Below are 12,597 nucleotides of genomic sequence, written 5' to 3' on the forward strand. Positions count from 1 at the left end.
AAAAGTCTTTCCCGCATAAGCGGGGGTGATCCTATCACGGTTTAAGCCAATTGGTTTTTCATTACGTCTTTCCCGCATAAGCGGGGGTGATCCTGCTTCCTTTTATAGGAGCTAAAAAAAGAATTCAGTCTTTCCCGCATAAGCGGGGGTGATCCTGGTAAAAGTAAAAGAAAATTTTCAAGAAAGACGTCTTTCCCGCATAAGCGGGGGTGATCCCTATCAACTAGGACTAGCACAAAACGCCCACCAAGTCTTTCCCGCATAAGCGGGGGTGATCCTACATCCCGAGCTGTTGCTTGTACGATGTTTTCGTCTTTCCCGCATAAGCGGGGGTGATCCTAACGGAAACTCATCTTCCAATTCGTCCTCATAGTCTTTCCCGCATAAGCGGGGGTGATCCCTCGTCTCCTAATTTTAATGTCATATCTTATGAGTCTTTCCCGCATAAGCGGGGGTGATCCTATGGCAAGGGCGTGCCTGTCGATGCTTACCAAGTCTTTCCCGCATAAGCGGGGGTGATCCCAATTATAGATAGCGATGCTTTTTTAGATATGCGTCTTTCCCGCATAAGCGGGGGTGATCCTAAAGAGTTATAAACATTGCCAGACGTGGCTGAGTCTTTCCCGCATAAGCGGGGGTGATCCTCGTTACTATCAGGATCAGGCTCAGGGGCAGTACGTCTTTCCCGCATAAGCGGGGGTGATCCTATCCCTAGCCCCAAAGTATTCACAATCAAAACGTCTTTCCCGCATAAGCGGGGGTGATCCTATGAAGAGGTTGCTCCGGGAAGTCGTAGAGTAAGTCTTTCCCGCATAAGCGGGGGTGATCCCGATTTTTCACAATGTCCGAAAAATAGGCCTGAGTCTTTCCCGCATAAGCGGGGGTGATCCTGTACTTATGGCGCTATAGACAATTGCCGTGCCGTCTTTCCCGCATAAGCGGGGGTGATCCCGTATTCGCGCGAACCATCTTCCATCGTTTTTGGTCTTTCCCGCATAAGCGGGGGTGATCCCAAATACACAAAAACTATTTAACTGAAAAGCTAAGTCTTTCCCGCATAAGCGGGGGTGATCCTAAAGCGACTGTTTGTAAATGTATATTCAAAATGTCTTTCCCGCATAAGCGGGGGTGATCCTGACAGAAGCAGCAAGTGGCATGAGTCTAACCAGTCTTTCCCGCATAAGCGGGGGTGATCCTGGAGGAAAACACTATGGGCAAAGGGATTAAAAGTCTTTCCCGCATAAGCGGGGGTGATTTACAATGATTTACGTTTGCAGCGTATGGATGAAAGTCTTTCCCGCATAAGCGGGGGTGATCCTGGAGGAAAACACTATGGGCAAAGGGATTAAAAGTCTTTCCCGCATAAGCGGGGGTGATTTACAATGATTTACGTTTGCAGCGTATGGATGAAAGTCTTTCCCGCATAAGCGGGGGTGATCCCAGATAGGTAGCGACGTATGGGATTCAGTCAAAGTCTTTCCCGCATAAGCGGGGGTGATCCCACAGTTTCCACGGAGCAGGCTGTAACTATCAAGTCTTTCCCGCATAAGCGGGGGTGATCCTAGTGTCGATGACGCAATCAATGACTTTGGAGAGTCTTTCCCGCATAAGCGGGGGTGATCCTTCAACATGATTAACTGGGAAGTTGCTACTTACGTCTTTCCCGCATAAGCGGGGGTGATCCTAACTTCATTAGGGTCCATTTCGTTAAAAGACTGTCTTTCCCGCATAAGCGGGAGTGATTGCACCCCACTGTACATAGCCCTCAGGTGAGATCTGTCTTTCCCGCATAAGCGGGAGTGATCCCATGAGTTAGCAATTGATCAATCGACCGTTTCCGTCTTTCCCGCATAAGCGGGGGTGATCCTATATAATGTCAATACTTTATAGTATATATTTTGTCTTTCCCGCATAAGCGGGGGTGATCCTTAGGTTTCCCAGAAACAAGCGGGATAAACCCTGTCTTTCCCGCATAAGCGGGGGTGATCCTAGTCTTTCGCGGTCAAGCCCAAAATCTTGTGTAAAAATATCAATGTCATTTACGCTTTGTCTGTTGAACGATTTTCTAATCATTTGATAAGGATTCTTTTTATTTATGGTTTAAATTTTTCTAGAAACGACGAATAAGATCAGGTAGCCGACGGGTTTGACAACGAATCTATTCAGGCATGGTGATCTTGGGCGGCTTCTTCGGTTCTTCAACCTAAGAACAGGCGCCCATTTCGCTTACCGCGAATACCATGCCTTCATTCATTGTCAAATCGTTCTTCGTTTTCTTTAAAGATCAATCCGTAGAGAAAGGGAACTCTTCTTCTAAGACAGGACCTTGGAAAAAAGGTTTGGGCATTTGTTGCCATTCTTCTTGTATATCCATTAAAACGGCGCCAATCAAACGTTCAGCGGAAACGACGTTGGGAAAGATCGAAACGACTTTTTCCCGACGTCGGATTTCCCGATTTAAGCGTTCCAAAGAATTTGTTGTACGTAACGAAAGATGATAGTCTTTCGGCTCGCTTAAGTATTGTAAGCCATGCATCGACATAAACATATCGAAAGGAGCTGTGGGTTAATGAACGAGACTTAAAAGCTTCGATTTCCGGATCCAAGCGCTTCATCGTATTCGAAACAAACGATTTGGACACCGACTCGCCACACAACTCTTCGACAATGTGTGTGACTTTCTTTGTGGAAACGCCCTGAATGACCGCCTCCATTAAACTTAAGACAAAAGCCTGATCTTTCCGTTGATATTGTTCAAAGACTTGGGTAGAGAACTCCCCTGATCGTGTACGTGGTATTTTCAAACGAAGTTTTCCTACTGCTAAGATAAAATTTCGTTCATAATAGCCGTTACGATAGTCTAAACGCTGATCATTGCGTTCATAGTTTTGAGCTTGAATAAATTCGTCCCTTTCCACTTCCATATAAGCGTTGAGAACAGGGACAGCTAATGATTTCATCATCATATTCATATCGCTTTGCATAATGGCCTCTGTTAATTTTTCAAAATCTATATTAATATGAAGTTGGGTCATATCTATCTTCCTTTCCAATGTTTTCGGCTAATGACATTGTAACAGAGATGGATATGATCTCTTTTCTTTTTACACAATTATATGGAAACAACTAAAGCAAAAATTGTTTGCAGAGATTAATCAGGGTGGGCTTGAAATAGATGGGATGGTTCAGTGCTTGGATGTCCTAGTTTTTCAACGTTTTCCAGGACCCAACGTTACGATGGAAGATATTAATGCTCTACATGGGTTAACTGCAGCTTTTAAAACCTTATCAAAAAACACACTAAAGATATTGCTACCTTGAATTAGTTCCATTAATAGAAAACATTGCTAAGTAAATATTATTCAAGTTATTGGTCGTAAAAACTTTTTATGGTACCGTTAATTTAAGGGTAATATTTTCAGGAGGGATAAAATGAATGTGTTTTTAGGGTCGTTATTTTTGTTTGGTATTATAGGATCGTGGTATTTTGTGGAGAAAAGGCCCAATAAACAATACCGAAATATTTGTCTTGGGTTAACATTACTCATTGCGGTGCTTATCTGGTTTATTCCTAATAGCTATTTTTTCTTTGTTAACTGAAAAATGGCTTATTTTAATATAGAAACCTTTTTTGGTTAAACCGTAAGATTAAAATTCTTTTGTATGATATATTTAAATTCACTAGTGGTGCATTAATGTAGTCAGAATATTCAGATTTTAACTTTTTTCCAAAAATGTCAAAAAAATCGAATGCTTGCGCAAGGGATGACTTTTCCAGAAAAAATTTTCGTTATTTATCTGTATACCAAAGCAACAACGACAGTTTCTATCCCATCAAGTAGGAATGAGTAAGGCCAGCCATTCTTCAAAAGGTTGAAAAAGCAGGTGTTTCAATAAACGCTTGATTTGAAATGGAGTTTTCTTACTTCCTGTCTCTACTTTGATTAAATACGTCAATAGACTGGCAATCATGGCGAGGATGATTTGATTCGTCACCCCTTTTTCACTGTGGGAAAATAGCTTTTTAATCGTCATATGTTGCTTGATGTGCTTAAAAAATCATTCAATTTGCCATCTCGCTTTGTACATGTCGGCTACTTCCTGAGCAGTCACATCAAAACGGTTGGTGACAAAACTTAACTGTTTTCCTTTTTCATCCTCAATCGTTACTAAGCGAAACGGGGAAGTTAAATAGACCTGAGTGCCTAACACGACCATTTGGTTCCTTAAAATAGTTTTACTTTGAGAAGTATCATAGGTTTCTCTGACATGGATCTTGGCATTTTTCTTCACTCGAGTGACGAAGAAAAAGCCGTTAGCTTCCATCTCGTCCAGTCGCTCGTAATCTATATACCCTCGGTCAAAAATGTAAGTCGCTTCCGGTTGATTGACAAAAATTTCTAAGTGATTGTCATCATGTTCCACCGCATTTGTGACTTCAAACTGGTCCGGATAAAAGTGACCTTTATCCATAAAACAGAGCTTTAAGTGTAATTTAATCCCTGCTTTGGTTTGGCGAAAGTCTGCCCAGGGATACCGAGTGGTATCCAATGAAAATGTAGAAGAATCCACAAGATAGAGCGCATTTTGCTTCGTAACTGGCGTTTTTGATCGAGCTTTTTCCAATAGTTGTGCGAAAACGGCCCACAAAATTTCGTCATCCATCTGGGCAAGCGTACGTGAAAGCTGTGAATGACTAATCGAATCTAACGCCATGGTGCTTTGGAGTTCAGAAGAGACGAACGATGTATCCATTTCACGCAAACTTTCACACTCATTGTCGACCCCGTAGAGAAACACTTTAAGAAAGTGTTCAAAACTCAATTTTTTGTGATATTTTTCGGCTTGAAAAATCTTCTCACGAATAGAAAAAGGTAATTTTTTTAAATTTATAGCCGAAAACCATTTATTAAAAGCTGAAATTGTTTTATACTTATCCATATTATGGTTCCTTTGTATTGGTCTTGGATAAGTCATCCAGGTCCAGTATAAAGGATTTTTTTATAGAAAGAAACAGTGTGAAACATAATAGGAAAATTCAAAATGTTTCATGCACCGCTAGTGATTTAAATTAAGAAAAATAAAAACGATTTCAAAAAAGGAAGGAAGGCTAAGAATATGCTAAAACGAATACTAACCTCTCTGCAGGGAGGGATGCAACTACGGAGATAAGCGAGGCTACAGAAAGTAGTGAATCCATTGCAACAAGCAATTCTATTACTAGTGAGACAGAGACTTCAAGTTCAGACGAAAAAGAACAAGAAGAAACACAAGAGACAGTTCCTGTTAGAAGTTATTCAGAAGAAGAAAAAGAAGAACTCCAACAAAAATTTCTAGACTGGGCAATTCCAAGGGCAGAAGAAGGAGGAATGGCAGTAACGGATGATTATTTTGATCATGGTGCCTCGGGGAGTGGAGACTGGTTTGCTGAAACAGAAGATGGGGAAATTCAAGTGCAGCAACAATTACCACAAGAAGATTTGCCTGGATATAATGCTTACGATATCCATGCGATAAGAGGCGTTGTTTTTTACATTTCTCAGTCTGAAACGGTGGGATATGATGAAGAACCTAAAGAAGAGCACGGTGGCGCTGGGGGCGAGCGAGATTATGGCAGAGTCGCCGATCTCGATTATCCAATTCATAAATACTTATTAGGAGATAATGGCGTAGTATATGAACTAATTGGTAGCGTGGATGAGATCAGAGCTTACCAAGACGGGTTTGGTCTGTATGGTGACGACGGGCAAGAAAAAGAAATTGAGCCTGAGTTTACCTTCAAAGTATCAGATGACGCAGATGCGCAAGAAGCATGGAGACAAATTTTGGAAAATTATTAGTAATTTTTAAAATTAAAAATCCTGTTTGAACAAAAACATCGTTTTATTACTTAATAAGTTAAAAAGACGCCATGTTAACAAATAAGAAATTTTGAAACAGTTCAGTTGTGCTTCATATAAAGAATGAACTGTTTCTTTTTTAGTTATTTAATTTTTTTAAGCTTTTGAGAAGTTTACATATGATACAATTTTATAGTAATAAAATAGGGTGCTACATGAAAATTAACAATTTAAAATAAAATTATTCGATGAAAGTATGAGGATTGAATCAGGCATGAAGACATTCGTAAAAATTTTTCCCATAATTTTAGGAGCAGTCTTCTTTTTAACTCTTGGTTTTTGGTTGGGAGATCACGTTACGACAGCACAAGAAGAAACACCAGAAGCAAAAGATACGGTGGAGCAACAAGAACAAACTTCAGGAGAAAATACAGAAAAAGATACAGAGAATCTTGAAAACGAATTACAACAAAAAGGGGATCAATGGGCAGAAGAGGCCCCCAATTCCTTGGAATTTAGAGTGTACGATCTGGATATGGAACAAAGTTATACCTATACGAATGATGAAGAGGATAAAAAGTATGTGACAGCAAGTATTGCAAAAGTAGCTGTAGCAATGTTACTTCTTCATGAAAAGGAAGAGACACAAGAAGATCTAACTGATGAAGAGACAGATCTTTTAAATCGTATGATTGTAAGTAGTGATAACGAAGCTGCTACAACTCTTCTAGATTCACTAGGAGGATATAGTTCTCTCCAAGAACTTTTTGACCAGTTGGGGATGGATGACACCAAAGCAGACGAAGAAACCTGGGGAAAAACATCTACCAACACAAAAGATCAAATAAAACTACTTGAAGAACTATATACCTCTTCACAATATTTAACTGAAGAATCACAAGAAGTTATCATTGACTTAATGAGTCATATCCAACCTGACCAAAGTTGGGGTGTCTATGCAGGTTCAAGCGATGTTTCATTTAAAAACGGATGGTTACCTAATGATTTAACCGATGAATGGATTGTTAATAGTATTGGAAAAGTATCACGTGGAGATAAAGAATATCTTGCAGTAGCTTTATCTGATAAGAATTTAACAATTGAAGAAGGCAGCCAGGTGATTGAAGACTTAATTCGCATTTCAAGTGATTACTTGTTGTAAACTGTGAATGATACACATAGATAGTTACTCCTGTTTTATACTAATGGTGTTTTACTTGAATAATTTGGCAATATAAAATATGCTGAACTTAGTAAGATGTTCTAATAAAAAATACGAAAGTAGGTGTTTGCATGTCTGGCAAAAAGAAAGGTGCAATGTATCCATTAAAGGTTCTAGGGAATGCAATTGGTTGGGTAGTTATTTTGGCTGTAGTAAAATGGGTGATCAAAAAAAGATTCTCTCAAAGAAATAATAGGCGATAATTTTGTAGGTTTGGATTATTTATGAGAAATCGAAATGTTTGTGTTTTCTTTGTTTTAGATATAATAATTAAAAGACCTTTCTGGCTAGATTGAATTGTCCATCGATCAAAGAAGGGTCTTTTTATGCTTTGCCTAAGTTTGTAAAAATGATTATTCTTGAGGAGCTTTTTATGAGTATACCGAGTTATGAGCCATTAAATACGTTAAAAAAAGTTGCTGATAATATTTGGATTGTAGATGGCAATAAGATAAAAATGAATGTTTTAGGATGGGGCATCCCATTTTCAACGAGAATGACGATTGTTAAATTAAGCGATCAAACACTATGGTGCCATTCTCCTATAGAACCAAATGAAAAGCTATTACAAGAAATCGACCAGTTAGGAAAAGTAAAACATTTAGTTTCTCCTAATAAAATTCATTATGCTTATATTAAAGAATGGAAAAAGCGTTATCCCGATGCGATTGCGTGGGCCAGTCCTGGTGTAGACAAACGAGCGGAGTCGCAAAATATTAAGGTGAATTTTGATTATTATTTAAAGGAAGGTGCTTCTTCTTATTGGCAAGACGAGTTGGAACAATTGATATTTAAAGGGAGTCGTGCGATTGAGGAAGTTGTCTTTTTTCATAAAAGAAGTCAGACTTTAATTTTAGCAGATTTAATTGAAAATTTTGAACCTAAAAAGACGACAAGTCATTTTTGGAAAAGTATACATAAATTTGCAGGCATTGCGGATCCTAATGGAAAAACGCCGATTGATATGCGCATGACTTTTCTGGGAAGAAAAGAAATCGCACGAAAGTGTTATAAACAAATGTTGGAGTGGCAACCTGAAAAGATCATCCTTTCGCATGGCCGTTGGTATGATAAAAATGGAACGAAGGAGTTAAAACGAGCATTCCAATGGCTAGAAAAATGACTTATGAAAAAAACGTATAATATTTTCCTTCAAGCAATGAAAACTGTTCCTTAATAAAATAAGGAGCAGTTTTTTTATCTAAAAAAAAGTAAATGAGCATTTTTTGCGTACTTACTTTATGAAGGGAGAGATTTAAATGAGGAAAAAATCGCATCAATTACAATGGTTACAGGTTCTCAATCAACGTTATTTTCTAACAGAAGAAGAGCGGGAAACCTATCAAAAGTTACAACGAGGGTATGAGGGAGAAAAGAGGCTAGACCAAATGGTTGATGAATTTTTGGCTCCAGAAATAAAAAGCTTGGATGATTTAACTTTACAATATAAAAATAGTGTTGTACAGATTGATAAGATCCTAATAGTGGGCCAAACGATTTGTTTAATGGATATGAAATATTATCAAGGAGATTATGTATTTAAAAATAATACTTGGTATATTGGCAAAAAAATACTAACGAATAATATTTTTGAGCAAATACGAAGAGCAGCGAGAGTGCTGCAAAATATTTTAAATGATAACCAAATAGAAATGACTGTCTATGGTGTTTTAGCATTTATGAATCCAAACGCAACAATAAATATTGTAGATGAAACTTATGAGACCGTCTTGATGTTTGATGAAATTCCTGGCTGGTTGTTAAAATTAACAGACAATGATAAGTCGGAAAAACAATCTGTTCAATCTGTTATACAATGCTACGAAATCGAACCTTATCGAACAACTCGTACATTTGATATCGAAAAAATCGATCAATTACGCAAAGGAATTTGTTGTGCAAATTGTCATCATTATCATATGACAGAGCATAAATATAAAATAAGTTGTACTTGCGGATATTCTGAAGCAAAATTAATTGCTTATTCACGAACTATCTGTGAATTTGGTGTCCTTTTCCATAATCAAAATTTAAAATTTCCAGAACTTAGAAAGTTTTTCGGAGAAAATGTAAACGAACGTTTCTTAAAAGCCAACTTACAACAGAATTTTGTATTACAGAAAAGCCCTCATAGCAAGGCAGGTTATCTTAACAAAGGACTTTTGTTTGATTATTGGTTTGAAGACGAAAAAGAAAAATTTCAAAAAATACAAAAACGAAAAAATTGGAAAAGTGATAAATCGGACTAATTTGTGCTAAAATTGCTAGACCTATGTCCTGAGATCCAATTCAGGACATAGATCGGATGGACTTATGTCCTGAAACCCAATTCAGGACATAGATTGGGTGGACTTATGTCCTGAGATCCAATTCAGGACATAGATTGGATGGACTTATGTCCTGAGATCCAATTCAGGACATAGATTGGATGGACTTATGTCCTGAGATCCAATTCAGGACATAGATCGGATAGACTTATGTCCTGAAACCCAATTCAGGACATAGATCGGATGGACTTATGTCCTGAGATCCAATTCAGGACATAGATTGGATGGACTTATGTCCTGGGATCCAATTCAGGACATAGATCGGATAGACTTATGTCCTGAAACCCAATTCAGGACATAAGTTCGCTAAACGATAATGATTAGTTTTAATGTTACAATAAAAGAACTTAATAAGTTGTCGTAACAAATTATGTTATAATTATGAAAAGGCATCCATAGAAAGGGGACTATAAGTGAAGGTATATATTATTGGAGCATCATTTGCCGGAGTAAGTTGTGCTATGCATGCAAGAAAACTTTATCCTGAAGCAGAAATTATAATTATTGAAAAAAATGGCATCGTAGGATTTTTGCCAGGCGGGTTATTACTACATTTGCAAGATAAATTTAAAAGTTTAGATGATGCTGTTTTCACCACAGAAGAACAATTAAACAAGCAACACATTGAGGTAAAATTATCAGAACCGTTGCTCGATTGTTCTCCAGATAAGCACGAAATTACTACAACAAAATCAACTTATCATTATGATAAGTTAGTCTTAGCCAATGGTTCCGAACAAAAATCGTTAAACATCGGTTTAGAAAATGATGATGAATGGGATCCTAGTTTTAAAAATTACGATTTATCACATAAAATACTACCTAAAATTCAAAAGGCGCAAACCATTGCTATTATTGGCGCAGGCCAAGCAGGGATGGAAGCGGCAAGTACATTTGTTGATTTAAAAAAAGAAGTTCATCTTATTGAAGCAATGGACTATCCTTTGTTTAAATATTTTGATCCTAACTTTTTAAAGCCATTTCTAACAGATTTACAAAAAATACCTAATTTACAATTTTACTTTAATACGACAGTATCGGAAGTTACTGAAAATGGACACTACGAGATTTTTCTTGACGAACAAAAAATTACCAGTGATTACGTCTTAACAACAGTCAATGTCCATCCGCAGTTAGCACAATTTGCTAAAAGATTTCAATTGCATAGTGACAATACGGTTCAAACAGATAATTATTTAGAGACTTCTGCTCAAGATGTTTTTGCTGTTGGTGATTTAATTCATAGTCCAATTAGAATAAGAGAGGAAGGAGCTTATCTACCACAGATTAATCATGCCATCCGTTCAGGAGTAGTTGCTGCAGAAAATTTGCAACAAACACGAATGAAATTTAAAGGGGGACTGCGTACGATTGGAACGAAAATTTTTGGTTGGTATCTTGCTAGTACTGGATTAATTGAAGAGGAGGCGTTTGTATATTCCAATGAAATTGCAACAAAGTCTTTCACACAGTCGGTTTCATTAGTGGATGATACACCAGTTTTTTGTAAGGCTGTTTTTGAAAAGTCGTCGAAAAAGCTTTTAGGAATCCAGTTGTTATCTCAGGCCAATTGCTTAGAAAAAATTAATACCGCTGCTTTAGCTATTGAAAGCCAAGTAACGCTAACTGAATTAATGCAGAATGACTACTTTTTCCAACCGGAATTTACGAATCTAATGGAACCATTCAACCGAATAAATATGGAAAGCGGAGATCAGAATGCGTTTTGAAGCGTTACTAGAAAAAAAAGAAGCTAAACAAATCCATTTAATAAAACAATTGATTATTGCTGGCGGAAAGATGAATATTCGTGACGTACGAGAATTGTTAGGTTTGTCAAAAAAGTCGACGGATCATTATATTGATGAGTTAATTGAAGCATTTAAACATTTTGGGGATAGGTGTCAGATTACTTACGATGGCGCTGAAGTAACATTTGCTAAAGCGCATGATTTTTCCTTAGAAGAAGCTGAACGGAGTTTTTATTTAAGTTCATCCAAGTACCAGATTTTGATGTATTTATTGGAAGAACAAGAGATTAACCCTGTTCGTTTAACGCAAGAATTAAAAATCAGTGAATCTTCTTTGTCTCGTAAAATCAAGGATTTGAATAAAATATTGAATGAGTTTGGTTTGCGCATTTGGCAAGGAAAAATGATAGGTGAGGAAAGTCAGATTCGTTATTTTTATTTTCAACTGCTTTGGTATTTAGGGCAAGGATACGAACAAAGTTCACCAAGAGAAGTTCATGTGATCGAGAGTTTACAAAGAGGATTAAATTTAGACTTTATGTCAGAAGCCAAGAAACGGATTCTTTTATGGTTGCGAGTTACTAAAAAAAGAATCACAGTACCTGCTCCTCAATATGAACAGTTTAAAGCAAAATTTGAGCCTTATAAAAAGGATCCGTTGTATTTAAAACTGGTACCGATTATTCGTCGCTCCTTTAGTTTTTATGCTGTAGAAATTAAAGAAGAAGAAGCGATGTTACACTTCGTATTTTTAGCCGGAATGTCGATTCTTTCGCAAGAAGATTTTCATGCTTATTCATTACAACGCTCACGTTTAACACCAACCGCTTGGTGTGACACTGTTATTTTAGAGAAAATTTTGCGGATGTATGACCCTAATAGTATTCGTAAGGAACTCGAAGCCACTTGTTATTATTATTTGTCGCAAATCCATCTCCGTCTGTATTTCTTTACTGGGGATGTGGAAACGTATGATCGAGAAAATATTTGGCAACAAGAAGAAACACTATCTACACATAATATACGGGGGTATTCTGAACAACTACTGAAAATTGCGTGTGAGAATTTACAGATGAGTCCTCATGATGAAGAAAACAGTTTGCTGGCGATGACGGCTATTAAGTATCTAAGTGTACTTACTATTATTGACGTTAGAGTCAGCCGAGAAGTTCATGTTGGAATTGCTTTGCAAATTGATCCTCTTTTTACAGAAGCAGCTACTAATATGTTAATGTTGCAACTTAAAAGTTTAAACGGCGTAGTGGTTGAATCCTTTGATGAAAGCAAAACGTATGATTTAGTGATTACAAATACCTCAATTGATGTAAATGCGACTATTTATCGTATAACTGAGTTAGGATCGGCTTATGATTTGCAGGAAATAAAAAAAATAGTTCGTCATGTTTGATAAAGTGTTGCCAGCATAAGATTTTGTCAAAAATTCCCAAAATCTATGA

The 12,597-nt window shown here is 37.3% G+C and carries 7 protein-coding genes, 2 pseudogenes and 1 CRISPR repeat array; of the genes and pseudogenes, 7 read left to right on the forward strand and 2 right to left on the reverse strand.

Annotation, left to right across the window (positions count from 1 at the left end; all coding sequences use genetic code 11):
* Positions 1–4 precede the first annotated feature (4 nt).
* Positions 5–1,989: a CRISPR direct-repeat array (repeat unit 28 nt; unit sequence GTCTTTCCCGCATAAGCGGGGGTGATCC).
* A 295-nt stretch (positions 1,990–2,284) separates the two neighbouring features.
* Positions 2,285–3,035, reverse strand: a pseudogene (locus G577_RS0103040) (transposase).
* A 397-nt stretch (positions 3,036–3,432) separates the two neighbouring features.
* Between G577_RS0103040 and G577_RS11970 the strand changes: the two are divergent.
* Positions 3,433–3,600: a hypothetical protein gene (locus G577_RS11970; RefSeq protein WP_155988476.1), complete on the forward strand. Its 168-nt coding sequence runs from the start codon at positions 3,433–3,435 to the stop codon at positions 3,598–3,600.
* A gap of 234 nt (positions 3,601–3,834) precedes the next feature.
* Here the strand turns inward: G577_RS11970 and G577_RS10945 are convergent.
* Positions 3,835–4,941, reverse strand: a pseudogene (locus G577_RS10945) (IS4 family transposase).
* A gap of 428 nt (positions 4,942–5,369) precedes the next feature.
* On the opposite strand from G577_RS10945, the gene G577_RS10950 reads away from it, so the two are divergent.
* From G577_RS10950 to G577_RS0103090, 6 genes are all read left to right on the forward strand, one after another.
* Complete coding sequence (locus G577_RS10950) at positions 5,370–5,840, forward strand: hypothetical protein (protein ID WP_051176601.1); 471 nt, start codon at positions 5,370–5,372, stop codon at positions 5,838–5,840.
* A gap of 274 nt (positions 5,841–6,114) precedes the next feature.
* Positions 6,115–7,002, forward strand: coding sequence for a serine hydrolase (locus tag G577_RS11605; protein WP_051176604.1), 888 nt, complete (start codon positions 6,115–6,117; stop codon positions 7,000–7,002).
* 433 nt (positions 7,003–7,435) lie between these two features.
* Positions 7,436–8,185 carry a DUF4336 domain-containing protein gene (locus tag G577_RS0103075; protein ID WP_028789912.1) on the forward strand — a complete coding sequence of 250 codons (750 nt, stop codon included), beginning with the start codon at positions 7,436–7,438 and terminating at the stop codon, positions 8,183–8,185.
* 136 nt (positions 8,186–8,321) lie between these two features.
* Positions 8,322–9,311 carry a nuclease-related domain-containing protein gene (locus G577_RS0103080; RefSeq protein ID WP_028789913.1) on the forward strand — a complete coding sequence of 330 codons (990 nt, stop codon included), beginning with the start codon at positions 8,322–8,324 and terminating at the stop codon, positions 9,309–9,311.
* A gap of 491 nt (positions 9,312–9,802) precedes the next feature.
* On the forward strand, positions 9,803–11,119 hold the full coding sequence (locus G577_RS0103085; RefSeq protein ID WP_028789914.1) for an NAD(P)/FAD-dependent oxidoreductase: 1,317 nt from the start codon (positions 9,803–9,805) through the stop codon (positions 11,117–11,119).
* On the forward strand, positions 11,109–12,548 hold the full coding sequence (locus tag G577_RS0103090) for an AcpB/EbpR/MafR family transcriptional regulator (protein WP_028789915.1): 1,440 nt from the start codon (positions 11,109–11,111) through the stop codon (positions 12,546–12,548). Before G577_RS0103085 ends, G577_RS0103090 begins: the two co-directional genes overlap by 11 nt.
* Positions 12,549–12,597: the final 49 nt, after the last annotated feature.

The sequence above is a fragment of the Tetragenococcus muriaticus DSM 15685 genome (assembly GCF_000423785.1).
GTDB classification, from domain to species: Bacteria; Bacillota; Bacilli; order Lactobacillales; family Enterococcaceae; genus Tetragenococcus; species Tetragenococcus muriaticus.